Genomic DNA, 25,200 nt, shown 5'->3' with positions numbered 1-25,200 from the left:
TGATTAAAAATATGCCTCATACTCAAGGCCTCTATGATCCGCAGTATGAAAGTGACGCATGCGGAGTGGGGCTGTTGGTAAATATCAGGGGAATAAAGTCGCACCAACTTGTAGAAAAAGGATTGCAGGTGCTTGAGCACATGGTTCATCGCGGAGCCGAAGGTGCCGATCCCAAGACAGGCGACGGTGCCGGTATAATGGTGCAGATTCCCCACGAATTCATTCTGCTTCAAGGAATTGCCGTTCCCGAGAAGGGCCGCTACGGATGCGGATTGGTGTTCCTGCCTCACGATGAAGACACACAGCAGATAATATTTGACATCATCGAGCGCGAAGCCATCGAACTTGGACTCACTCTAATTGCGGTGCGTGACATACCCACCAACAATGAGCAGCTCGGTCCCGTGGCTCGCAAAGCCGAACCTGTAATAAAGCAGATATTCATTGCCGATGAGAAGAGCAACGACAGTATCGAGCCTCGGCTCTACGTGTTGCGCCGACGCATCGAGAAGAAGGTGACCGAGTCGTCGCTTCCCGATAAGGAGACATTCTATATCGTGTCATTGTCGTCGCGCGTCATAGTCTACAAGGGCATGTTGTCGAGCCTGCAATTACGCTACTACTTCCCCGACCTGATGAATCCTCACTTCACAACGGGTATGGCTTTGGTACACTCTCGTTTCAGTACCAACACATTCCCCACATGGTCGTTGGCTCAGCCCTTCAGAATGCTCGGACATAACGGCGAGATAAACACCATACAGGGCAACCGAATGTGGATGAAGGCACGTGAATGTGTACTACATCCCCAGACACTCGGCGGCGCCGATGTCACGCCTGTCATCCAACCCGACATGAGCGACTCGGCTTCACTCGACAATGTATTGGAATTCTTCGTAATGTCGGGCATGAGCCTGCCTCACGCTCTTGCCATGCTCGTACCGGAATCGTTCAACGACAAGAACCCGATTTCGTCGGAATTGAAGGCATTCTATGAGTATCATTCAATCATGATGGAAGCTTGGGACGGTCCTGCGACATTGCTGTTCAGCGACGGACGCTACGCCGGCGGAATGCTTGACCGAAACGGACTGCGCCCCGCACGATACCTGATCACCAACAACGACACGATGGTGATTGCATCCGAAATGGGCGTGTTGGCATTCGATCCGTCGGAGGTTAAGGAGAAAGGCCGTCTTCGTCCCGGAAAAATGTTGATGGTCGACATGGAAAAGGGCGAGATATATCACGATGCTGAACTCAAGGAGAAACTTGCATCGGAATTTCCCTATCGCGACTGGCTGTCACGCAACCGCATCATACTTGACAAGATAAGCAGCGGTCGCAAAGTCGGCAACAAAGTCGACGATTTCGCAAGGCTTCTGCACACATTCTTCTATCACCGCGAGGAGGTAGAGAAGATAATAACGCCGATGGTGGTTGATGCCAAAGAGCCGGTCAATTCAATGGGCAACGACACTCCGCTCGCCGTCATGTCCAACGAGCCTCAATTGCTGTTCAACTATTTCCGTCAGCATTTCGCTCAGGTGACCAACCCGCCCATCGACCCTCTGCGTGAGGAGCTCGTTATGAGCCTCGACAGCTACATCGGAGCAATCGACATGAATCTGCTCGAGCCCAATCCCGAAATATGCAAGATGGTGCTGCTGAAGCGCCCCATCATAACAAATCAGGAGCTTGATATATTGTGCAATCTCCGATACAAGGGATTCAACACCCGCAAACTTTCGATGACATTCCCCGTAAAAGAGGGAGCCGAGGGCATAACGAAGGCATTGGAGCGCCTGTGCAAGGAAGCTGAAGCCGCCGTTGACGAAGGTTGCAACTACATTGTGCTGTCGGACCGCGGAGTAAACGCCGACAATGCGCCCATACCCTCATTGCTCGCCACCTCGGCCGTTCATCATCATCTCATCGACTGCAAGAAGCGTCTGCAGACAGCTCTCGTAGTAGAAACCGCCGATGCACGAGAGGTGATGCACTTCGCATTGCTGTCGGGCTACGGAGCAAGCGCAATAAATCCCTATCTCGCTTTTGCCGTAATCAACGACCTTGTGGAGCGACAGGAGATACAGCTTGACTACAATACAGCCGTAAAGAACTACATCAAGGCTATCGACAAGGGATTGCTCAAGGTTATGTCAAAGATGGGTATCTCCACACTTACCAGCTACAAGGGCGCACAGCTATTTGAAGCTATCGGAGTGTCGGAAGAGATGTCACGCAAGTATTTCGGCAACACCGTGAGCAAAATCGGAGGAATCGACATGAACGACCTCAGTCGTGACATATTGAAGTCACATGCCGAATCGTTCAGCCCCTATTTTGACGAAGAACTGCCTTTGCGTCACCTCGGACAATATTCATTCCGCAAGGATGGAGAAACCCACGCATGGAATCCCGAATCGATAGCAACACTTCAACTTGCCACTCGCCTTGGAAGTTACAAGAAGTTCAAGGAGTTCACTTCATTGGTCGACAACAAGCCCGAACCGATATTCATTCGCGATTTTCTTGACTTCAAGAAAGGCGAGCCTATACCTGTTGACGAAGTTGAACCTATAGAGAATATAATGCGTCGTTTCGTGACAGGTGCCATGTCATTCGGTTCTATAAGCCGTGAGGCCCATGAAGCACTCGGTATCGCAATGAACGCCATCGGCGCACGAAGCAACACCGGTGAAGGAGGCGAGGATGCCGAACGCTTCAAGACACGCGAAGACGGCACATCGGCACGCTCGGCTATAAAGCAGGTTGCTTCGGGACGCTTCGGAGTTACCGCAGAGTACCTTGTAAATGCTGACGAGATACAGATTAAGATTGCACAGGGAGCAAAGCCCGGTGAAGGCGGACAGCTGCCCGGATTCAAGGTCGACAAGATAATTGCCAAGACGCGTCACTCAATCCCCGGAATCTCGCTCATATCGCCGCCACCTCACCACGATATATATTCAATTGAGGACTTGGCTCAGCTGATATTCGACTTAAAGAATGTAAATCCCGATGCTCGCGTGAGCGTGAAGCTCGTGTCGGAAAGCGGTGTGGGGACAATTGCTGCCGGTGTGGCAAAAGCCAAGAGCGACCTTATAACCATAAGCGGTAGCGACGGCGGAACGGGTGCTTCTCCGGCAAGTTCGATACGTTACGCCGGTCTTCCCGTCGAGATAGGTCTTGCAGAAACACAGCAGACACTTGTGCTCAACAATCTGCGCGGACAAGTGAAGCTGCAGGCCGACGGACAATTAAAGACAGCGCGTGATGTGGTGATTATGGCCATGTTGGGTGCCGAAGAGTACGGATTTGCGACAAGTGCGTTAATTGTGCTCGGATGCGTAATGATGCGTAAATGTCACCTTAACACCTGTCCTGTGGGAGTAGCGACACAGAATGAAGAGCTGCGCAAACGATTTGTAGGCCGTTCAGAGTATCTGATCAACTTCTTCAAGTTCCTTGCTCAGGAGATACGTGAAACCCTCGCCGAAATAGGAGTGCGCAAGCTTGATGATGTGATAGGTCGTGCCGACATGCTTGAGGTAAAGCCCCAACACGCCACCCACAAGACAACACATCTCGACTTCTCACGCATATTGTATATGCCGGCAGAGTGTCGTACCAACGCCATAATAAATGTAACGGAGCAGCAGCATGACATAGCGCATGTGCTCGACCGTCAGCTTATAAGCCGCTCATTCCCCGCAATAGAATCGGGAATGCCTGTCGAGCTTGATTTCCCGATTGCCAACACCGACCGTTCGGTAGGCGCAATGTTGTCGGGTGTGGTGGCCAAGAAATATGGCAACGACGGATTGCCCGACAATACAATCCTGTGTACATTCCGTGGTTCGGCCGGACAAAGCTTCGGTGCGTTCCTGGCTCACGGCATATCGTTCCGACTCGAAGGTGACGCCAACGACTATGTAGGTAAGGGCCTGTCGGGCGGCAAGATTGTCATCGTGCCTCCGAAGGGAAGCCAGTTTGTTCCGCAGGACAATATCATCGCCGGAAATACACTGCTGTATGGTGCCACTTCAGGCGAAGTCTATATAAACGGACGCGTAGGCGAGCGATTCTGCGTGCGTAACTCCGGTGCCATTGCCGTAGTCGAAGGAGTGGGCGACCACTGCTGTGAATACATGACAGGCGGCCGCACCGTAGTGCTCGGTTCGACAGGCCGTAACTTTGCCGCCGGTATGAGCGGTGGTGTTGCCTACGTGTGGAATCCCAATGGCGATTTCGACTATTTCTGCAACATGGAGATGGTGGAGTTGTCATTGATCGAGGACATGGCCGACAATCGCGAGCTTTATCGCCTTATAGGCAATCACTACAAGCACACTCACAGTCAGCTTGCCGGACGAATGCTCGACAACTGGCATGAATATGTGGGGCAGTTCATAAAGGTAATACCCTTTGAATACAAGAAAGTGCTTCATGATGAAAAGCTGGCCAAGCTGCAACAGAAAATTGCAAGTGTGGAACGTGACTGATAAATTAATGAAAATCGCTTAAAACTATATATGATATGGGAAATCCAAAAGCGTTTTTAACCATCCACCGCAAGGAAGCCGGCTATCGTCCTGTTTCCGATCGTATAAGAGATTACGGTGAAGTGGAGCAGACATTGAACCCCGAGGACCGTCGTCTACAGGCGTCACGTTGCATGGAGTGCGGCGTTCCGTTCTGTCACTGGAGCTGTCCGCTCGGCAATAAGCAACCCGAGTGGCAGGACCGACTGTTCAAGAATGATATAAAAGGAGCATATACATTGCTCACCGCGACCGACGACTTTCCTGAATTTACAGGACGAGTTTGTCCGGCGTTATGCGAGAAGGGTTGTGTACTTAACAAGATACATGAACCCGTCACCATACGCGAAAACGAAGCCGCCATTGTAGAGCGAGCATTCCTTGAAGGATATGTAAGGCCCTACGTTCCCAAGCACCGTACAGGAAAGCGAGTTGCCGTGATAGGTTCGGGCCCTGCAGGACTTGCCTGCGCCAATCAGCTGAATCGCCGCGGACACTCGGTTACAGTGTTTGAGAAGAATGAAGCAATAGGCGGATTGCTGCGATTCGGCATCCCCGATTTCAAGCTCAACAAGAGCATAATCGACCGTCGCGTAGCGCTGATGACCGAAGAGGGCGTTGAGTTCAAGCCCGGCGTAGAGGTGGGCAAGGATATTGCGGTCGAGGATATTGTGCGCGACTATGATGCCGTGTGCATAGCAATCGGCGCTGAAGTGCCGCGTGACCTTAAGGTAGAAGGCCGAGATCTTAAAGGCGTACACTTCGCACTCGAACTTCTGCAACAGCAGAACAGGGTAAACGCCGGACGCGAGATTTCGCGTGACGACCGCATATCGGCCAAAGGGAAGAACGTACTCGTAATCGGAGGTGGCGACACCGGCAGCGACTGTGTAGGAACAGCCAACCGCCAGGGAGCTCTTTCGGTTACACAGATCGAGATAATGCCCAAGCCGCCGGAAGGAGAGAACCCTGCAACTCCGTGGCCCTATTGGCCCGTGGTGTTGAAGACATCAAGTTCGCATGACGAGGGCTGTAATCGTCGTTGGTTGCTCGACACTCGCCGAATAATAGGAGAGAACGGCAAGGTAACCGAGGTCGAAGTCGAAGAAGTGCGTTGGGAAAAGGATGAAGCCACCGGACGCATGAATTTGATTCACACCGGAAACGTAGAGCGCATAAAGGCCGAACTCGTATTGCTCGCGATGGGATTTACCAATCCCGTACAGGACGGCATACTTAAACAGCTGGGAGTCGATAAGGACGCACGCGGCAATGTAAAGGTCGATGATAAGCAGCAAAGCAGCATCGACAAGGTATTTGCCGCCGGCGACGCCTCTACTGGCGCATCACTTGTAGTAAGATGTATCGCTTCGGGCAGAAAAGCTGCTGAAGGAATACACAATTATCTCACTGAAAAATAAAATCGAATAATTCAACGGGTCGGCTTGTCAGTCGGCCCGTTACAATTAATACAATACCACATTTCAATGGAACCTTTGAAACACGAATGCGGAGTGGCAATGATACGCCTGCTCAAACCGCTTGAATATTATAAGCAAAAGTACGGCACCTATCTTTACGGACTCAACAAGTTGTACCTGCTGATGGAAAAACAACATAACCGCGGACAGGAGGGTGCCGGAGTTGGATGTATAAAGATGCACTCTCCGGCAGGCAGCGAATATGTGTTCCGTGAACGTGCATTGGGGTCGGGAGCGATACAGGAGATATTCTCGTCGATAAACAGTCAGCTGGCCAATGTCCACATAAATGAGCAGTCAAATGAATGGGTCGAATCCTATGCTCCGTTCATTGGCGAAGTCTACATGGGGCACCTGCGATATTCAACCACAGGAAGGAGCGGATTGAATTATGTACACCCGTTTTTGCGTCGCAACAACTGGTGCTCGCGTTCACTGATGCTTTGCGGCAACTTCAACATGACCAACGTTGACGAAATATTCAATTCAGTGGTCGAAAAAGGACAGCATCCCCGCATATACTCCGACACTGTAATAATACTTGAACAGCTTGGATATGCCCTCGACAAGGAAAACAACCGCCTCTATCATGAATTCACCGAAAAGGGGCTTGACGGAATACCTCGTGCCTTGGCAATCGAGGATAACATCGACCTGCGTCCGGTACTTGCGTCCACCGCTCCGGGATGGGATGGGGGATATGTGATATGCGGCACACTAGGCTCGGGTGACATGTGGGCCTTGCGCGATCCTCACGGCATACGCCCGGCCTTCTACTATTATGACGACGAGGTGGTGGTAGTGGCGTCGGAGCGTCCGGTAATACAGACAGTGTTCAATGTTCCGCGTCGTGCCGTAAACGAGCTTACTCCTGGAAGTGCGATAATAGTAAACAAAGCCGGCAAGGTAAGCGTGGACGACATTCTCGGAATGGGCCGGAACGAGCGGTGTTCATTTGAGCGAATCTATTTCTCAAGAGGAAGTGACGCCGACATATATAAGGAGCGCAAGGCTTTGGGCCGCAATCTTGTCGGCAAGATATTGCATGAGCTTGACTACGATCTCGCCCACGCCGTGTTCTCGTTTATCCCCAATACGGCCGAGGTTGCCTTTATAGGCATGGCCGAAGGTCTTGAAAAGCATCTCGACCGCTATAAGGCCGACAGGATTATGGCATGTAACGCCGAAGGCACATTGTCGCGTGACATGATAGAGAAGATAATGTCACAGAAACTGCGCATCGAAAAAGTAGCCATAAAGGATATAAAACTGCGCACGTTCATTGCCGAGGGAGAGTCACGCAACGACCTCGCCGCCCATGTATATGATGTGACCTACGGCATAGTCGAGAATGATGTAGACACACTTGTAGTGATTGACGATTCAATCGTGAGGGGCACCACTCTTAAGCAATCGATAATAAAGATGCTCGACAGGCTGCATCCGCGCAAAATAGTTATTGTGAGTTCATCGCCCCAGGTGCGTTATCCCGACTATTACGGCATCGATATGTCACGCATGGGTGAATTCTGTGCTTTCCGTGCGGTAGTGGAGCTACTTAAGGAAAAGGGCATGGAGAATCGGCTTGAAGAGGTTTACAATAGATGCCTTGAACAGGAGAATGTCGATGATGCGCATCTTGAGAATTGCGTAAAGGCAATCTATGCACCGTTTACCGATGATGAAATATCGGCTAAGATCGCGAGTATGCTTACGCCCGATGACACTTCGGCCGAGGTATCGATAGTGTATCAATCGCTTGAAGGGCTTCATGAAGCAGTGCCCGGATGTCCCGGAGATTGGTATTTCTCAGGTAATTATCCCACCCCCGGCGGCATAAGACTTGTCAACCGCGCCTATATCAATTATTATGAGGGTAATGTAGACAAACGATGAATTTTACATATCAATAGTTGTATGAAATGAAAAATTATTTGTAAGTTTGTGTAATCATTATCATTTTAACTTTAATAAATTTAACAGCTATGGAACAAAACCAACAATGTCCTCCTCAGAGCAATGACGTATTCTCTCCCGGTCCCTCAGGTAAAAGTCGCGGAGTAGCAGCTCTTCTGGCTATATTCCTGGGATCTCTCGGAATCCAATATTTCTATCTCGGTAAAAATACTGCAGGCGTAATAGCATTGGTGCTCAGCATCATCACTTGCGGTATTCCCGGAATTCTCTGGCTCATTCAAGGAATCATGATGTTTACAATGTCGCAGGCCGACTTTGAGCGCAAGTTTGTCTACAGCACATCCACATTCCCCTTGTTCTAATCCACAGGGAACATTCGATTCATAACGCGAGCGATGCCGTTAAAGGTGTCGCTCGCGGTCTTTTTATGTTTGCCCGATGGGAGTTACGGGATTTTTTAGTAACTTTGCAGTCGCATTTTTGAAATATATAGAATCCATATATGATAGCGGTCAATAATTTAGGTATTCAATTCGGTAAAAGAATCCTTTTCCAGGATGTAAACTTGAAGTTCACACCGGGCAACTGTTACGGCATCATCGGAGCCAACGGAGCCGGTAAATCAACCCTTATGCGCATACTCAGCGACCAACTGTCGCCTACCCACGGCACTGTGACCCAGGGTCCGGGAGAGCGTATGTCGGTTCTTGAACAGGATCACTTCAAGTTTGACGACTGCACTGTAATGGACACGGTGCTTCAAGGTCACACAGTGTTGTGGGACATCATCAAAGAGAAAGACGCCATATACGCGAAGGCCGATTTTTCGGATGAAGACGGTGTCCGCGCAGCCGAGCTTGAGGAGAAGTTTGCCGAACTTGAAGGCTGGAATGCCGAGAGCGATGCCGCCGCACTGCTCAGCGGACTCGGAATCAAGGAGGACAAGCACTACACCCTCATGAAGGACATGAGTGGTAACGAAAAGGTGCGTGTGCTGCTGGCCAAGGCACTTTTCGGCAATCCCGACAACCTGCTTCTCGACGAGCCCACCAACGACCTTGACCTTGAAACGGTAGCTTGGCTTGAGGACTACCTGTCAAAGTTTGAGAATACGGTGCTTGTCGTATCACACGACCGTCACTTCCTCGATTCGGTATGTACTCACACACTCGACATCGACTATAACAAGGTTACATTGTTTGCCGGTAACTACAGTTTCTGGTACGAGTCATCGCAGCTTGCATTGAAACAGCAGCAACAGCAAAACAAGAAAGCCGAGGAGAAGCGCAAGGAACTTCTTGAATTCATACAGCGATTCTCGGCCAATGTAGCCAAATCAAAGCAGACCACATCACGAAAGAAGATGCTCGAAAAGCTTAACGTAGAGGAGATTCAGCCTTCGTCACGCCGATATCCGGGCATCATATTCACGCCGTTGCGCGAGCCGGGCAACAAAATTCTTGAAGTACACGGACTGACTGCTTCGGTCGACGGAGAGGTGTTGTTTAAGGATGTGAACTTTGCTATCGAGAAGTGGGACAAGGTTGCATTCCTGAGCCGTGACCCGCGAGCCATGACCGCATTGTTTGAGATAATAACCGGCAATCGCAAGCCCGATGAAGGAAGCTACGACTGGGGACAGACGATAACAACCGCATATCTGCCTCTCGATAACTCTTCGTTCTTCAACACCGACCTGAACCTTGTCGACTGGCTGTGTCAATGGAGTGAGGATTCAAGCGAGATATATCTCAAGGGATTTCTCGGCAAGATGCTCTTCTCGGGCGAAGAGGTGCTTAAGAAAGCTTCGGTGCTTTCGGGAGGTGAGAAGATGCGCTGCATGATAGCCCGAATGATGATGCGTGACGCCAACACTCTCGTGCTCGACTCGCCCACCAACCATCTTGACCTTGAGTCAATCCAGGCATTCAACAACACGCTTCAGACATTCAAAGGCAACATCCTCTTTGCATCGCATGACCATGAGTTCATCCAGACCGTGGCCAACCGCATAATCGAGCTTACGCCCAACGGCATCATCGACAAGATAATGGACTATGACGACTACATCACCGACGAGCGAGTAGCCGCCGCACGTGAACGACTTTATAACGCATAAACATAAATTGTCAGTGACATGGTAAAACATATAGTAACATTCAAGCTCAACGGCACTCAAGAGGAGCGTCGCCAAGTGGCTGAAAGCTTCAAGGCAGCATTGATGGCTCTACCCGAAAAAATCGAAGTGCTTCACTCAATGGAGGTCGGCATAAATGAAAATCCGGCCGAGGACTGGGATGTAGTCCTGACTGCAATAGTGAACACGATGGACGATGTTGCCGTGTATGCCAAGCATCCCGCCCATGTTGCCGCAGCATCACTCCTTGCCGGACACAAGGAGTCGCGTGCATGCGTCGACTATGAGTTTTAGGATTATTTTATGTGATTGAACAAATCTCGAAATTGGCGTTGTGTACCCATAATGGTGAACACATCGCCTTTTTCTATGCGGAAATCGGCATCGGGATCGGCAACAATCATAGGCACATCATTGGTTACACCGATAATATTGCGTCGCGGAGCAGGTCGAGATATTGATATGAGCTTTATTCCATAATCCGCCTCAAAATTCAGCTCCTCATACTTCATGCCATAGTAGAAGTCGGGGACATCGAATTTTATCACATAGTGGTCGGCGTCAATGCGAAGTGAGTCAACAGTGCAACCCAGTTCCAGTTCACGCGTGAGCTCACGGGCGGCACGTTGTTCGGGAGTAAGTATTCGGTCGACTTTAAATCCCTGCAATATCGTTTCATGAATGTCGTCGACGGCACGTGCATATATGCGTTTCACGCCGAGTTTTCGCAACAGCGCCACGGTTTTGACACTTGCGCCGAAGTTCTCGCCGATAGCCACGATCACGAGGTCGACGGTCTTTAACGGCAATACCGAAAGTGCCGCTTCATCGGTCGAGTCGATTATATAGGCCGTTGAAATCTTATCCTTCACCTGTTCGACAAGAGTGGGGTTGTGATCGGCTCCTATTACCTCGTGTCCCATGTCGGTAAGGTCGGTGGCAAGATTGGAGCCATATATTCCGAGTCCTATTATCAGATAACGCATATTATTTATCAGTTTATTATTATATTTTCAGTTGGATATTTCACCGGGTAGTCGTGACGATTGCCTGTCACACCTATCAGAAGCGATATTATACCCACGCGACCCAGAAACATCGCGGTGCATAAAACTATTTTAGAGCTCATGCCAAGCTCCGATGTAATGCCGAGCGACGAGCCCACGGTGAACAGCGCCGAAGAAGTTTCAAATAGAACACTCTTGGCAGGAAGTTGCGGCTCAAGCAGCAACAATATAACGCTGTAGATGGTGTAGGACACTATCGAGATTGCCACAACTGCATTGGCTCTTCTTATAGAACCTACAGCAATAGTGCGGTCATATACCGTGACATGATCCTTGCCGAGTATTATCGATTTAAGATTCAGCAGTATCAATGCAAACGTATTGACCTTGACACCTCCGGCGGTTGACTGCGAAGCTCCTCCAATCCACATCAGAAACAATACGATGACAAGCGTCACATTAAGGAAATTGGCAGGATTGACCGATACAAAGCCTGAACTTCGCGGAGTTGTGGAGTTGAAAAACGACTGTACTATGCTGTCGTAAAGACTCATGCCGGCCAATGTGTTGTTACGTTCAAGAATGAAAAACACGACCGTGCTTACCGCAAATATAATCAATGTGGTGTAGAGCGCAATCTTGGTGTTTACATTCCAGATGTGAACCGAGCGTCCTATTTTTGTCCCATGATTTATGCGGCGCCACAATCGACGGAAATACTCGATAAACGCCTCCTTGAAATTTACAAGTACCGGGAAGCCAATACCTCCGGCCATCACGATTATTCCTATGACAATGTATATCATCTGATTGGAATTCATCAACACCGGATTTGCCATACCGCCGGGAAGATTGGAGAATCCGGCGTTACAGAAAGCCGAAACGGCATGAAATATCGAGAATATGATTTGATCTTCGGTCGACATGATAAGCACATCGTGAATTGAGAGCCATATAAAGAATGCTCCTATCAATTCGACAATCACGGTAAAACCGAGGATATACAGCAGCGTAGGCAGCAATGCGTTGATGGTTTTGCTGTAGATCATGTCCTTAACCATCAACTGGCTGTAGACCGATGTGTTACCGCTGAAAAACAGGGCGAAAAAGCTCGTGAAAGTCATCACACCCAATCCGCCTATCTGAATCAGAAGACCAAGAATCAACAGTCCCAGCGGAGTGAATGTCGATGCTACATCAATAGTTGTCAGCCCGGTGATGCAAACGGCGCTTGTCGACACAAAGAGCGAGTCGATGTAACCTATGCCGTGATAGGTGCATCGTGGCATCATGAGCAGGAATGACCCTAAAAAGATGAAAAACAGGAAGCTGCATGAAAGTATAAGCGACGGGTTGGTGCGCTTTCCCATTATCCTGATTACAAAATAGCTTATCTCGACTATGGCAAAAGCCACCAGGATGCCAAGCAGGAATTTGTTGCTGTAAAGGACATCCTCGAGCCATGGAATCCAAGGATTGGCGGGGCGGGGATATAATGCGGGAAGAAGCGTCGACAGCAGTGTAATGTCGACTATCCACTTGATTACACGGGTGTTTTCGATTGTATTTTTCAGATTGAAAATAAGGTTGAAAAGCACTTTGGCGAGAAATATGCACTGGAATGTGCGGAAATACACAAGCAGCGTGCGCAATTCATTAGCCTCGCGTTCAAATCCTATATATAATGTCGCACATAGCAGGCATCCGATTGCTGCAATTACCGAGAGCACTTCAAGCAGTCCCGAGATTGCTGTAATCGCAGTCCTGGAGTGACGCAACGCACGGTTCCAAGTCAAATTGATGTTGTGTAGACGGCTTTGCATCCTGCGAATAATATGTTTTATCTCGCTCATAGCAATAAAACGACATTACTGTCGGTAAAGTTACGGAAACTTTGCTTTTTTAGCCTCAAAAATTCATACAATCTTAAAGATAATCACTAATTTTGTATCTAAAATAAACCAATAGTACACAAAAACTATGTCGGAAATCACTGAAGAAATCACTGAAGAAAAAGGAGGGCTTAACTTTGTAGAGCAAATAGTAAGCGATGACCTCGCAGCCGGTAAGAATGGCGGACGCCTCAATACGCGTTTCCCACCGGAACCTAACGGCTATCTTCACATTGGACACGCCAAGGCTATATGCATGGACTTTGGTGTAGCCGAGAAATTTGGAGGAACCTGCAATCTGCGTTTCGATGATACCAACCCAACAAAGGAGGATGTCGAGTATGTCGACTCCATAAGAGAGGACATCCACTGGCTTGGATTTGACTGGGGCGACCGCGAGTATTACGCGAGCGACTATTTCCCCCAGTTGTATGATTTGGCAATACGCATGATAAAAGAGGGCAAGGCCTATGTCGACCACCAGACATCGGAGGAGATTGCCCGTCAGAAGGGTACGCCGACACAACCCGGTGTAAACAGTCCTTATCGTGATCGTCCGATAGAGGAGAATCTCGACCTGTTCCAGCGCATGAATGCGGGCGAGTTTGAGGAAGGCACCTATGTGCTCCGTGCAAAAATCGACATGGCGTCGCCCAATATGCACTTCCGTGACCCTATAATGTATCGTATTATAAAGTATCCCCATCACCGCACAGGCACAAAATGGAAGGTATACCCGATGTATGACTTCGCACACGGCCAGAGCGACTACTTTGAGGGGGTTACTCACTCGATATGCACCCTTGAGTTTGTGCCTCACCGCCCCTTGTATGAATACTTCGTCAAGGAGTTGGCCGACGAGAGCTATTGTCCCCGACAGATAGAGTTCAACCGACTCAATCTCACCTATACTGTAATGAGCAAGCGCAAGTTGCTGCAACTTGTACAGGAAGGTCTTGTGGCAGGATGGGACGATCCCCGAATGCCGACGATATCGGGTATGCGCCGTCGCGGCTTCACACCTCAGTCGATCAAGAACTTCATCAACATGATAGGTTACACCAAATTTGAGGCATTGAACAGCATCTCGCTTCTGGAGCATGCCGTGCGCGAGGACCTCAATAAGGTTGCTACACGTGTCATGGCTGTGATAAATCCCGTAAAACTGGTGATAACCAACTACCCTGAAGGTCAGACCGAAATCCTTGAGATGGAAAACAATCCCGAGGATCCCGAAGCAGGCACACACCAGATGCCCTTCAGCCGCGAAATATACATCGAGCGTGACGACTTCATGGAAAATCCGCCTAAGAAATTCTTCCGCCTCGCCCCTGACGGTGAAGTAAGACTTAAAGGAGGATACATCATCAAGTGCACCGGAGTCAAGAAAGATGACGAAGGCAACATCGAAGAGATATACTGTACCTACGATCCCGATACCCGCAGCGGCCTGCCCGGCAGCATGCGCAAGGTTAAGGGAACACTCCATTGGGTGTCGGCCGCACAAGCCAAGGACGCTACAGTCAGGATGTATGACCGACTCTTCTCGGTAGAAAATCCCGCCGAAGAGAAGGACAAGGATTTCCGTGAGATGCTTAATCCCGATTCGTTGAGAGTTGTGGAAGGAGTAAAGATTGAGCCGTTTATCGCCGAGAATGCAAAGGTGGGTGATCACTACCAGTTCCAGCGCATAGGCTACTTCACTCCCGATAAGGACTCAACTCCCGAAAAGCTTGTGTTCAACCGCACAATGCAGCTCAAGGACACTTGGGAAAAGCTTCAGAAGAAGTAATTGAAAAACTTCCAATAACCTCTCTCCGCATCTACATTTGATGGATCAAGAGCAACGCCGCCGCGAGAAATTATACATGAAATTCAGGGCTGACCTCGTGTCGGGCCATATAGCATCGGGTTACGATGAAAACGACTTAATCGAAATATACGATTATGCCAATGACATCTACGATGAATATGTCCAGATGGAGGTCATCCTAAGCGGTGCGCGCATATATCCCGAAAGCGAAGAGTTGGCTCAGCGCAGGGCCTTCTTCCTGTACACGACATTGTCGATGACCGAAGGGGCTGTAAACATTGCTCTTAACCATAAGGGGGAAACGGCGCTTTGGGAGATATTGCTGTTGCTCGTCAAGCATCCTCCCATGGAGGAGTCGATAAAGGAGATGAACTCCATAGTCGACACCTTTACCGACTTTGACGATGAAACCATCATACAGCTGGTTGACGCATGCGTGGAGCTTGAGCTTTATGATTGGTTGAAGGAGAACCGTGAGCTGATAAAGAAGCGTTGCCTCTATCCCGACACATTCCTCTATGAACTCTCGCAGGTCGCCGATGGAAAGCGCGACTATGAGTTCGGCATTTCGGTGCTTGAGGAGCTGACAATGCTTGAGCCGTTCAATTCGGTATATTGGCACATGCTTTCACAGCAATATGTCAACAATGACGACTACAACAATGCGCTTCAGGCCATCGACTATGCGCTCGCCATCGACCCTAAGTCGACAAATATGCTTGTCACGAAGGCACAGATTCTGTATGACATGAATCAAGACCGCGAAAAAGCACGCTCAATGATGCGCGAAGTTCTCCTGGAGGATCCCGACAATGCACTCGCCAACCACACCTTAGCGGCCATGCTCGCCCTTGACGGTAACACCGAGGGTGCTTTGGCAATAATACGCAATTACCTTAAAGAGCATCCCGGCGACAAGGAGGCCATCGATCATCTGCTGACAATAGGCAACAGGGAGGTCGACAATGAGGAGCTTAACCGATATTTCAAGAGCGGAGCATTGTCCACCGAACAGGAATGGGTTGCGTGGGCCGACACCTTCTATCAGCGTGAACAATATCAGGCTTGCGCCGACATTCTGCTGTGTCGGCTATATAACACCGATTCATTGTTTGACTGGACGCAACTGCTTGAAAGTCTGTATCGTTGCGGCCGATATAGTGAAGTAGTGGAGCTATATCGAAAATATGTGTTGAGAGTGCGCGACATAAGCGGATTGAGCCTATCGTTACCCGATGCACTCATCATGGTGCTGAGCCTCCTGCGCGAAGGCTATCAGAATGCGGCAAAAGAGCTCGCCGATTTCATCGTCAACTACAATATATCGGATATCAATCCCTACGAGAAACGGCTCGTAGCCATAGGCGTGCAATCGGTGTTGCGCAATATCCTTGAAGCAATCGACAGTAGCCATGATGTGCCGTTGAGCTCCATCGACCCGTTTGCATAGTGCGTTTTGTTGTAATTTGTCAGTACATAACGGCATTTCGGCAGCATTTTATTTCTTGATAGCCACATTTTGTGTATCTTTGCATCTAATATCAATTATTAATTGTCAAAGTGGAAAGCAAGAAAAAAGACACCGCGATACTTCTCATGCACTGCCCCGACCAGCCGGGCATTATCGCCGTTATAACCGAGTTCATCAACGCTAACGGAGGTAACATCGTTTACCTCGATCAGTATGTCGATAAATTTAACGGCATCTTCTACATGAGGGTGGAGTGGGATTTGGAAAATTTCATAATTCCGCGTGAAAAGCTAAGCGAGTATTTCCAGATTCTTTACGGTCAGCGTTACCAGCTGACCTATAAGCTGAGTTTCTCCAACAAGCGTCAGCGCATGGCCATCTTCGTAAGCAAGATGTCGCACTGCCTCTATGACATACTCGCTCGATACATCGCCGGAGAGTGGGCCGTCGACATACCCGTGATTGTAAGCAACCACCCCGACCTGCAGATTGTCGCCGAGCAGTTCAACATCCCCTTTGAGGTGTTTCCAATCAACCGTGACAACAAAGCCGAAATGGAGGCCCGCGAGCTTGAATTGCTTGAACGTTACGAAATTGACTTCATAGTGTTGGCCCGATATATGCAAATTCTATCGGACGAGATGATAAAGCGTTATCCCCATCACATAATCAATATACATCACTCTTTCCTCCCTGCTTTCGTCGGAGCAAAGCCTTATCATGCGGCCTACGAGAGAGGCGTGAAGCTCATCGGAGCTACAAGCCATTACGTAACCGCCGATCTTGACGCAGGCCCCATAATAGAGCAGGACATCGTGCGCATAACCCACAAAGACACAATCGACGACCTTATCAAGAAAGGCCGCGACCTTGAGAAGATTGTATTGTCACGCGCCGTCGAGAAGCACATCCAGCGCAAAGTGCTTGCCTACAACAATAAGACCGTGGTGTTCAGTTGATTGCAATTGTGTATGGGTGTAGCTATAATAAAATATAACGCCGGCAACAATTTTTCGGTTATATGCGCACTGAAGCGCATAGGCGTAGAAGCGATTGTCACCGACGATCCTATAAAGATAGCCGAAGCCGACAAGGTGATTTTTCCCGGAGTGGGGGAGGCCGCTTCAGCAATGGCCTATCTGCGTCAACACAATCTTGATCGGTTAATAAAGTCGCTACATCAGCCGGTGCTCGGAATTTGCATCGGCCAGCAGCTGATGTGCCGTCACTCCATGGAGGGCGATGTCGACTGCCTCGGAATATTTGATGCCGATGTGCTGCGATTCAACCCCGCAATGTCGGGACTGAAGGTGCCGCACATGGGGTGGAACACGCTTCATGTCACGCATCCCGGAATCATAACATCCGACATGGAAAATGAATACGTGTACTATGTCCACAGCTACTACGTACCGGTCAACAACGCGACAATAGCCACGACCGAATACATTGATCAGTTCAGTGCGGCCATGCATAAGGACAATTTCTATTCGACCCAGTTCCATCCCGAGAAGAGCGGTGGAATAGGTGAACGCATCCTAAAAAACTTCCTTGAACTATGACGACGATAATTCCGGCTATAGACATAATAGATGGCAAATGCGTAAGGCTCACCAAAGGCGACTACGAAAGCTCACGCGTGTATGCCGACGATCCTGTCGACATGGCTTTGAGATTCCGCGACTGCGGATGCACCCGGCTGCATGTCGTCGATCTTGACGGAGCAAGGTCGCAGCACATAGTGAATTATCGCACACTCGAGCGAATAGCATCGTCAACCGACATGATTATCGATTTCGGCGGTGGAATAAAGAGCAACGAAGATGCCAAAATAGCGTTTGACAGCGGAGCATCGATGATTACCGGAGGAAGCATAGCGGTAAAGGATCCTGCGATATTCACCGGTTGGCTCAACCATTACGGCAACGAGCACATAATACTCGGGGCCGACGCTCGTAACGGCAAAATAGCGACAGTGGGCTGGCTCGATGATTCGGGACATGACATAGTGCCGTTCATCGGTTCCTATGTGGAAAAGGGCATACGTTACGTGATCTCGACCGACATCAATGTCGACGGCACATTGAACGGCCCGTCAATCGAGCTGTACAAAAACATTCTCACCGCATTTCCCGATATATATCTTATTGCAAGCGGTGGCGTAAGCTGCATCACCGACATCGAGCGTCTTGACTCCATATCGGTTCCCGCCGTAATTGTGGGCAAGGCCATATATGAAGGGCGCATTACATTGAAGGAAATTGAAAAAATGAACTTAAATTAAACCCTACATGCTTGCAAAACGTATAATACCTTGCCTCGATGTAAAAGACGGTAAAACCGTGAAAGGGGTTAATTTCGTGAATTTCCGCGATGCCGGCGACCCTGTTGCTCTCGGCCGCAAATATAGCGAAGACGGAGCCGACGAACTGGTCTATCTCGACATAACGGCCTCACATGAGGGTCGCAAGACATTTGTCGACCTCGTGCGTCGTGTCGCCGAAAATGTAAGCATACCGTTCACCGTGGGCGGAGGCATCAACCACGTAGCCGATGTGGAAACCCTGCTTGGCGCGGGAGCCGACAAAATATCGATAAACTCGGCCGCATTGCGCAATCCCGACCTGATCGACGACATAGCATCGCGATTTGGCCGGCAGGTGTGTGTCACCGCAATTGACGCACGCTTTGACAACGGAGAGTGGATATGCTATCTCAACGGAGGTCGAGTGCCCACGTCACGCCGATTGCTTGAATGGGCGCATGAGGCTCAGGAGCGTGGAGCAGGGGAGATACTCTTCACAAGCATGAACCACGACGGTGTAAAGACCGGATTTGCATGCGAGGCCCTTGCCGAACTCGCCGACAATCTTGAAATTCCCATAATTGCATCGGGAGGCGCAGGAAATTGCGAGCATTTCCGCGATGTATTCACAATCGGCAAAGCCGATGCTGCATTGGCGGCAAGCATATTTCACTTCAACGAAGTGCCCATAGCGCAGTTGAAAACCTATTTGAAAGAGAATAATATAATTATCAGACAATAAATATGGCACAATTGGATTACAGCAAATTGCAGGGACTGATTCCCGCAATCATACAGGATGCCGACACAAAGAATGTGTTGATGCTCGGATTCATGAACGAGGAAGCCTATCTGAAAACGGTAGAGAGCGGCAAGGTCACATTCTTCAGCCGCACAAAAGGTCGCCTGTGGACCAAGGGCGAAGAGAGCGGACACTTCCTTAACGTGGTGTCAATCGAGGAGGATTGCGACCACGACACATTACTTATAAAGGTACATCCGGTAGGTCCTACATGTCATAAAGGCACCGACACCTGCTTCGGCACATCCAATGATTTCGGAGTTGAATTCTTCCGCTATCTGCAAGACTTTATATCACGCCGTCACGAGGAAATGCCCGAAGGCTCATATACTACCTCACTGTTCAAGTCGGGAGTAAACAGAATGGCGCAGAAAGTAGGTGAGGAGGCTGTTGAAACGGTGATAGAGGCGACCAACGGCACCGATGACCGTCTTATATATGAGGCTTCTGACCTTATATATCACCTGATTGTATTGCTGACATCCAAAGGCCACCGCATAGAGGAGCTTGCAGAGGAACTTATCAAACGCCATAAATAGGACAACACCGATGAGCATTGTAAAGTACGAAAACGTTGAGATACTCCGCAAGGAGCATGTAGTTCTCAAAAGCGTAAACCTGACGATAGAGCCCGGACAGTTCACCTATATAATAGGTAAGGTGGGAAGCGGAAAGAGCAGTCTGCTTAAGTCCATGTATGCCGAAATTCCCATCGAGAGCGGCGAGGCAAAGGTGCTTGAATACGATCTCACCACCCTTAAACGCAAGCAGATACCGATGCTAAGGCGTGAAATAGGCATCGTGTTTCAGGATTTTCAGCTTCTTACCGACCGCACGGTATACGACAATCTGATGTTTGTGTTGCAGGCTACGGGCTGGAAGGACAAGACCGAGATGGACGACCGCATCGAGGAGGTTCTTAAAGAGGTGGGTATGCTCACAAAGTCCTACAAGATGCCGCATGAACTTTCGGGAGGCGAACAACAGCGCATCGTAATCGCACGTGCCTTGCTCAACAAGCCCAAACTGATTCTTGCCGACGAACCTACCGGAAATCTCGACCCCGATACTGGAGAACAGATAGTGCGTTACCTGCACGATATAGCCAAAGAGGGTACCGCCGTCATCATGGCAACCCACAATTTCGCGTGGCTTGAACAGTTCCCGGGCCGCTTGTTACGCTGTTCCGACAAGCACATCGTGGAGGAATCAAATAATGAAGAAAAACTTGAATGCGAATAATGTAGCGTATATGCACATTATTTTGTAATTTTGCAACGATTATAATCTATTTGAATTTAACTGATAACAGGATGAAAGTATTAAAATTTGGTGGAACCTCCGTGGGTTCTGCACAAAGAATCAAGGAAGTAGCTAAGCTTGTAACAGCTCGTGGCTGTAACATAATAGTGCTTTCGGCTATGTCGGGCACTACCAATACACTTGTTGAAATTTCCGATTATCTGTACAAAAAGAATATCGACGGAGCCAAAGAAACTGTCAATGCGTTGGAAGCTAAATACATGCGCACCATCGATGAGCTGTATTCAACTCCCGAAGCCAAAGAGGAGGCCACTCGCGAGATTAAGGCCTGCTTCAATTACATTCGCTCCTTCACCAAGGATATCTTCACCCTGTTTGAAGAAAAGGAGATTCTTGCTCAAGGCGAACTCATGTCGACTGCGTTGATGAACATATACTTGAAAGAGCAGGGGGTAAACTCGGTTCTTCTTCCCGCTCTCGAATATATGCGCACCGACAAGAATGCCGAGCCCGATTCACAGTACATCCGTCAGAAGCTCACCGCCCAGCTTGACAAGCATCAGGGTGCCGACCTGTATATAACCCAGGGTTATATATGCCGAAACGCTTATGGTGAAATCGATAACCTCCAGCGCGGAGGCAGCGACTACACCGCATCGCTGATAGGAGCGGCCATAAATGCCGATGAAATCGAGATATGGACCGATATCGACGGTATGCACAACAACGATCCTCGCTTTGTAGAAGGCACTCAACCTGTTCACCAGCTGCACTTTGAGGAAGCTGCCGAGCTTGCCTATTTCGGAGCCAAGATTCTTCATCCCACTTGCATCCTTCCCGCAAAGCTGAACAATATACCGGTAAGACTGCTCAATACAATGCAGCCTGATGCCCCCGGCACGCTGATTCACAATCAACAGTCGGCTCACATCATAAAGGCTGTTGCCGCAAAGGACAACATCACCGCAATCAAGATCAAGTCGGGCCGAATGCTTCTCGCTTACGGTTTCCTTCGTAAGGTATTCGAGATATTTGAAACATATCAGACTCCGATTGACATGATTGCGACTTCGGAAGTCGGTGTTTCGGTTACAATCGACAGCGAGCGCAACCTGACCAATATACTCGACGACCTCAAGAAGTTTGGAACCGTTACAGTCGACAAGGACATGGTGATCATCTGCGTTGTCGGCGATCTTGAATGGCAGAACCGCGGATTTGAGGCCGAAGCACTCGATGCATTGAAGGACATTCCGGTACGTATGATTTCATACGGAGGAAGCAACTACAACATCTCGTTCCTCGTGCGTCGCGAAGACAAGGTAAAAGCGCTTAACATGCTGAGCGACCGCCTCTTCAAGAACAAAAAGTAATAGAATTCATTGTAATTGACACACCTATGATTTTTCCAATACAAGAGTTTGAGAATCTCGAAACTCCATTCTATTACTACGACCTAAAGTTGCTTGAATCAACACTCAAGGCAATAAAGGAGGCTGCGCATTACGCCAATTATCACGTACACTATGCGGTAAAGGCCAATGCCAACCCCGAAATCCTGCGTGTAATCCAGCAGGCAGGTCTTGGTGTTGACTGCGTAAGCGGTGGTGAGATTAAAGCTGCTCTCAACATGGGATTCGCCCCCTCCGACATCGTGTTTGCCGGAGTAGGGAAGAGTGACCGTGAAATCGAGTATGCGCTTAAATCGGACATCGGATGCTTCAATGTTGAATCGATTCCCGAACTTGAAGTGATTCAGATGATTGCATCGCGATTGGGATGTAACGCCAACGTGGCGTTGCGAGTAAATCCCGACATCGATGCTCACACTCATCACTACATAACCACGGGACTGGAAGAAAACAAGTTCGGCATATCGATGCAGATGCTTGAAAAAGCGATATCATATTGCTATGCACAACCCAATGTAAAGCTCATAGGACTGCATTTCCACATCGGAAGTCAGATAACGACCAATGAGCCTTTCCGCATATTATGTGAGCGCATAAACGATCTCGTAAAGCAATTTGCCGAGAAAGGGGTAGTGTTCACATCGATAAACGTAGGCGGTGGCCTCGGAATCGATTATGACGATCCTGACCGCAATCCCATTCCTGATTTCAAAGACTATTTCGACACATTCAACAAATATCTTAAGCTATCGCCCAAACAGCATCTGCATTTTGAACTCGGACGCTCAATTGTGGCTCAATGCGGCTCATTGATAACCCGTGTACTGTATGTCAAGGAGGGGCTTAAGAAAAAGTTTGTAATTGTCGACGCAGGAATGACCGATCTCATACGACCGGCTCTGTATCAAGCACATCATAAGATAGAGAATATAACATCAAAATCTGATGTTACCGATGTATATGATGTAGTAGGCCCGATATGTGAGTCATCCGACTGTTTCGGACAGGATGAAACATTGCCTTTGACCAAGCGTGGCGATTTGCTTGCATTACGTTCGGCAGGAGCATATGGAGAGATAATGGCTTCACAGTACAATTGTCGCAATCTACCTGGCTCATTCGCAAAATAACGCTTAGAGTAAAGACTCAATAGACATCTGATAGGAGCATCCGATTGGTGCTCCTATTTTTTTGTATCTTATGAAGCGGCAGCTGCAAAACATGATTAATGAAACTATCTGAGTAATGTAGGTCGTAACGCTTGCAAATCTTGATACATGAATAGAATTGTCATAGCATAATATTTTAAAGGGACATCATATTAAAAAAAGAGTGCAATTAGCTATATCCCTATTTCTCGATATCTCCTATTTAACATAATATGGATTATGTGCAACACGTATTGCGCACACCGTAGGGAAAACGCCCGCCAATCTCTTGTATATTATGCGACAATTCATTAACTTTACGCAATCCAAAATCATACTTGATGTTACGCGCCATTATCACATATCTTGTAGTAACGGTTGTCACGATGACGACCGTGCTTCAATTTCATCACCACGATTGTGATGGACGCGTCTACATCAATCTCACCACTTCGACCGACATTACGCTTGGAGGCCATCAGTCGTTAATCTCAAAGTGCAACCACGACCACCGAAAGCCTCACAAATGCAACGGTGAACAAAACTGTGCAATGCATCTCGGCGCGACCGACGCATTGCGACAGCACATCACTGGAGTGTGTGATTGCAGTTCATGTACACTCAGCGCACTGTTGTGCGACATAATTGATTCGGTGAATGCCGTAACGCTTGTTTCATGCGTCATCGACACCCCATACAATGCATTCGCCTACAAACCTATCGACCGATTAGGAACGCCTCTCCGCGCCCCTCCGATTATATAATATAATGACATAGCCGCATGGTTGTAGATTTGAGTCTACAATACGTTAATTTGCAATGTTTTATATTATATAATTAAGAATCGACAAAATGCATAGCCTAAATTATATCTGCACCATATCAATTGTGGTGTTATTTTCCCTTTTATCATCATGTAAACACGATGACCATGCCGCTCAGCATGAAAACGCGGCTAAGGAAGTCGTAGCAGACGATCATAATCACTCTGACGAAATAATATTGTCACATTCAATGGCCGAACGCTTCGGGGTCAAAACCGCTAAATTGACACCGGGCATGTTCAATGAAGTAATCAAGGTATCGGGCCAGATTGTCCCCGCCCCCGACGATCAAGTCGTTATATCGGCCCGGTCATCAGGCATTGTCACCTTCGCTCACGGCATAACTCCCGGATGCCGCGTAAATTCCGGAGCTACAATAGCCACATTGTCATCCAAAGGATTCTCGGGAGGTGACACCAATGAAGCTACCGCCATCGCACTTAATGCAGCCAAGAAAGAGCTTGACCGAATAACCCCGCTCTATAAGGAAGGAATCGTATCACAGAAGGACTATAACGCCGCCGAGCAAGCCTACGAACAGGCCCGTGCCTCTCATTCGGGCAGTAAATCGGGAAGCGTGGCGACAGCACCTGTAAGCGGATCGATAACCCAATTGCTCGTCCAGCAAGGCGAATATGTCACTGCAGGCCAGCCTATAGCCGTCATATCACGCAATTCACGACTGACATTGCGAGCCGATTTGCCCGAAAAATACTATTCACTTATGCCGCAAATCAATGACGCAAACTTCCGCACCACTTATAATGACACCATCGTATCGCTCGCAAAGCTGAATGGCAAACTGATTTCAAGCAGTTCGGTAAATTCAGTGTCGCAACCAGGATATGTGCCCGTCTACTTCTCATTCGACAATGACGGCAGTGTCATTCCAGGTGCTTACGCCGAAGTTTATCTGCTCGGACAGTCACGCGACAATGTCCTGACAATTCCCCTCGACGCACTTACCGAACATCAGGGCAAATATTTCGTCTACACCAGACTTGACGAAGAGGGCTACCAAAAGCATCTTGTCACCATCGGCGCCAATGACGGTCAGGCGGTGGAAATTCTCAGCGGACTGCATCCCGGCGACGATGTTGTAGTGGCCGGAGCGATAGCCGTAAAGCTTGCCGAAACAAGCAATGTAGTTCCTGAAGGACATTCCCATAACCATTAATCGC

The 25,200-nt window shown here is 48.8% G+C and carries 20 protein-coding genes; 18 read left to right on the top strand and 2 right to left on the bottom strand.

The features are described from left to right. The first annotated feature begins 11 nt into the window (after positions 1–11). The 6 genes from gltB to E7746_RS05515 all read left to right on the top strand — a co-directional run bounded on the left by gltB (position 12) and on the right by E7746_RS05515 (position 10,376). Positions 12–4,508: a glutamate synthase large subunit gene (gene gltB, locus E7746_RS05540; protein WP_238337342.1), complete on the top strand. Its 4,497-nt coding sequence runs from the start codon at positions 12–14 to the stop codon at positions 4,506–4,508. A 35-nt stretch (positions 4,509–4,543) separates the two neighbouring features. After that, positions 4,544–5,968 (top strand): glutamate synthase subunit beta, encoded by a 1,425-nt coding sequence (locus E7746_RS05535; RefSeq protein WP_136410121.1) that lies wholly within the window; start codon positions 4,544–4,546, stop codon positions 5,966–5,968. Between the two features lie 66 nt (positions 5,969–6,034). Continuing rightward, positions 6,035–7,924 carry an amidophosphoribosyltransferase gene (locus E7746_RS05530; RefSeq protein ID WP_136410120.1) on the top strand — a complete coding sequence of 630 codons (1,890 nt, stop codon included), beginning with the start codon at positions 6,035–6,037 and terminating at the stop codon, positions 7,922–7,924. Between the two features lie 89 nt (positions 7,925–8,013). Then, positions 8,014–8,307, top strand: a complete 294-nt coding sequence (locus E7746_RS05525; RefSeq protein WP_123396692.1) for a TM2 domain-containing protein — start codon at positions 8,014–8,016, stop codon at positions 8,305–8,307. Positions 8,308–8,447: 140 nt separating this feature from the next. Next, positions 8,448–10,064, top strand: a complete 1,617-nt coding sequence (locus tag E7746_RS05520; RefSeq protein ID WP_136410119.1) for an ABC-F family ATP-binding cassette domain-containing protein — start codon at positions 8,448–8,450, stop codon at positions 10,062–10,064. Between the two features lie 18 nt (positions 10,065–10,082). Further along, positions 10,083–10,376: a Dabb family protein gene (locus tag E7746_RS05515; protein WP_136410118.1), complete on the top strand. Its 294-nt coding sequence runs from the start codon at positions 10,083–10,085 to the stop codon at positions 10,374–10,376. A 2-nt stretch (positions 10,377–10,378) separates the two neighbouring features. Here the strand turns inward: E7746_RS05515 and E7746_RS05510 are convergent, their stop codons facing one another. Next, complete coding sequence (locus tag E7746_RS05510; RefSeq protein WP_238337341.1) at positions 10,379–11,068, bottom strand: potassium channel family protein; 690 nt, start codon at positions 11,066–11,068, stop codon at positions 10,379–10,381. 8 nt (positions 11,069–11,076) lie between these two features. Next, on the bottom strand, positions 11,077–12,885 hold the full coding sequence (locus E7746_RS05505; RefSeq protein ID WP_168184307.1) for a TrkH family potassium uptake protein: 1,809 nt from the start codon (positions 12,883–12,885) through the stop codon (positions 11,077–11,079). Between the two features lie 184 nt (positions 12,886–13,069). On the opposite strand from E7746_RS05505, the gene E7746_RS05500 reads away from it, so the two are divergent. The 12 genes from E7746_RS05500 to E7746_RS05445 all read left to right on the top strand — a co-directional run bounded on the left by E7746_RS05500 (position 13,070) and on the right by E7746_RS05445 (position 25,196). Then, positions 13,070–14,773: a glutamine--tRNA ligase/YqeY domain fusion protein gene (locus E7746_RS05500; protein ID WP_136410115.1), complete on the top strand. Its 1,704-nt coding sequence runs from the start codon at positions 13,070–13,072 to the stop codon at positions 14,771–14,773. 40 nt (positions 14,774–14,813) lie between these two features. After that, a complete protein-coding gene (locus E7746_RS05495; protein WP_136410114.1) occupies positions 14,814–16,244 on the top strand; it encodes a tetratricopeptide repeat protein in 1,431 nt (476 codons plus the stop codon). A 110-nt stretch (positions 16,245–16,354) separates the two neighbouring features. Beyond that, a complete protein-coding gene (purU, locus tag E7746_RS05490) occupies positions 16,355–17,224 on the top strand; it encodes a formyltetrahydrofolate deformylase (RefSeq protein WP_262709696.1) in 870 nt (289 codons plus the stop codon). 12 nt (positions 17,225–17,236) lie between these two features. Continuing rightward, entirely contained in the window at positions 17,237–17,827 is a 591-nt protein-coding gene (hisH, locus tag E7746_RS05485) for an imidazole glycerol phosphate synthase subunit HisH (protein ID WP_136410113.1), read from the top strand. Next, the gene (gene hisA / locus E7746_RS05480) at positions 17,824–18,549 is read left to right on the top strand and encodes a 1-(5-phosphoribosyl)-5-[(5-phosphoribosylamino)methylideneamino]imidazole-4-carboxamide isomerase (RefSeq protein ID WP_136410112.1); all 726 of its coding nucleotides are present in this window, start codon (positions 17,824–17,826) and stop codon (positions 18,547–18,549) included. The genes hisH and hisA overlap by 4 nt, the downstream gene beginning before the upstream one ends. 7 nt (positions 18,550–18,556) lie before the next feature. Next, the gene (gene hisF, locus E7746_RS05475; protein ID WP_136410111.1) at positions 18,557–19,312 is read left to right on the top strand and encodes an imidazole glycerol phosphate synthase subunit HisF; all 756 of its coding nucleotides are present in this window, start codon (positions 18,557–18,559) and stop codon (positions 19,310–19,312) included. 2 nt (positions 19,313–19,314) lie between these two features. Next, a complete protein-coding gene (hisIE, locus tag E7746_RS05470) occupies positions 19,315–19,911 on the top strand; it encodes a bifunctional phosphoribosyl-AMP cyclohydrolase/phosphoribosyl-ATP diphosphatase HisIE (RefSeq protein ID WP_136410110.1) in 597 nt (198 codons plus the stop codon). Between the two features lie 10 nt (positions 19,912–19,921). Further along, positions 19,922–20,614 (top strand): cell division ATP-binding protein FtsE, encoded by a 693-nt coding sequence (locus E7746_RS05465; protein WP_136410109.1) that lies wholly within the window; start codon positions 19,922–19,924, stop codon positions 20,612–20,614. A gap of 71 nt (positions 20,615–20,685) precedes the next feature. After that, entirely contained in the window at positions 20,686–22,008 is a 1,323-nt protein-coding gene (locus E7746_RS05460; RefSeq protein ID WP_123396680.1) for an aspartate kinase, read from the top strand. Positions 22,009–22,034: 26 nt separating this feature from the next. Beyond that, positions 22,035–23,177: a diaminopimelate decarboxylase gene (gene lysA, locus E7746_RS05455; RefSeq protein ID WP_136410108.1), complete on the top strand. Its 1,143-nt coding sequence runs from the start codon at positions 22,035–22,037 to the stop codon at positions 23,175–23,177. A gap of 359 nt (positions 23,178–23,536) precedes the next feature. Further along, positions 23,537–23,959 carry a hypothetical protein gene (locus E7746_RS05450; RefSeq protein WP_136410107.1) on the top strand — a complete coding sequence of 141 codons (423 nt, stop codon included), beginning with the start codon at positions 23,537–23,539 and terminating at the stop codon, positions 23,957–23,959. Positions 23,960–24,209: 250 nt separating this feature from the next. Continuing rightward, on the top strand, positions 24,210–25,196 hold the full coding sequence (locus E7746_RS05445; RefSeq protein WP_168184306.1) for an efflux RND transporter periplasmic adaptor subunit: 987 nt from the start codon (positions 24,210–24,212) through the stop codon (positions 25,194–25,196). Positions 25,197–25,200: the final 4 nt, after the last annotated feature.

It is taken from the genome of Muribaculum gordoncarteri (assembly GCF_004803695.1).
In the GTDB taxonomy this organism is placed as follows: Bacteria; Bacteroidota; Bacteroidia; order Bacteroidales; family Muribaculaceae; genus Muribaculum; species Muribaculum gordoncarteri.
The sequence above is the reverse complement of the archived record's forward strand: the minus strand, read 5'-3'. Positions and strand labels throughout refer to the sequence as shown.

Bases quoted from the DNA above. Each gene is read 5' to 3' on its own strand.
- gltB (WP_238337342.1), top strand. From the start codon at position 12: ATGCCTCATACTCAAGGCCTCTATGATCCGCAGTATGAAAGTGACGCA.
- E7746_RS05535 (WP_136410121.1), top strand. From the start codon at position 4,544: ATGGGAAATCCAAAAGCGTTTTTAACCATCCACCGCAAGGAAGCCGGC.
- E7746_RS05530 (WP_136410120.1), top strand. From the start codon at position 6,035: ATGGAACCTTTGAAACACGAATGCGGAGTGGCAATGATACGCCTGCTC.
- E7746_RS05525 (WP_123396692.1), top strand. From the start codon at position 8,014: ATGGAACAAAACCAACAATGTCCTCCTCAGAGCAATGACGTATTCTCT.
- E7746_RS05520 (WP_136410119.1), top strand. From the start codon at position 8,448: ATGATAGCGGTCAATAATTTAGGTATTCAATTCGGTAAAAGAATCCTT.
- E7746_RS05515 (WP_136410118.1), top strand. From the start codon at position 10,083: ATGGTAAAACATATAGTAACATTCAAGCTCAACGGCACTCAAGAGGAG.
- E7746_RS05510 (WP_238337341.1), bottom strand. From the start codon at position 11,068: ATGCGTTATCTGATAATAGGACTCGGAATATATGGCTCCAATCTTGCC.
- E7746_RS05500 (WP_136410115.1), top strand. From the start codon at position 13,070: ATGTCGGAAATCACTGAAGAAATCACTGAAGAAAAAGGAGGGCTTAAC.
- E7746_RS05495 (WP_136410114.1), top strand. From the start codon at position 14,814: ATGGATCAAGAGCAACGCCGCCGCGAGAAATTATACATGAAATTCAGG.
- hisH (WP_136410113.1), top strand. From the start codon at position 17,237: ATGGGTGTAGCTATAATAAAATATAACGCCGGCAACAATTTTTCGGTT.
- hisA (WP_136410112.1), top strand. From the start codon at position 17,824: ATGACGACGATAATTCCGGCTATAGACATAATAGATGGCAAATGCGTA.
- hisF (WP_136410111.1), top strand. From the start codon at position 18,557: ATGCTTGCAAAACGTATAATACCTTGCCTCGATGTAAAAGACGGTAAA.
- hisIE (WP_136410110.1), top strand. From the start codon at position 19,315: ATGGCACAATTGGATTACAGCAAATTGCAGGGACTGATTCCCGCAATC.
- E7746_RS05465 (WP_136410109.1), top strand. From the start codon at position 19,922: ATGAGCATTGTAAAGTACGAAAACGTTGAGATACTCCGCAAGGAGCAT.
- E7746_RS05460 (WP_123396680.1), top strand. From the start codon at position 20,686: ATGAAAGTATTAAAATTTGGTGGAACCTCCGTGGGTTCTGCACAAAGA.
- lysA (WP_136410108.1), top strand. From the start codon at position 22,035: ATGATTTTTCCAATACAAGAGTTTGAGAATCTCGAAACTCCATTCTAT.
- E7746_RS05450 (WP_136410107.1), top strand. From the start codon at position 23,537: ATGTTACGCGCCATTATCACATATCTTGTAGTAACGGTTGTCACGATG.
- E7746_RS05445 (WP_168184306.1), top strand. From the start codon at position 24,210: ATGGCCGAACGCTTCGGGGTCAAAACCGCTAAATTGACACCGGGCATG.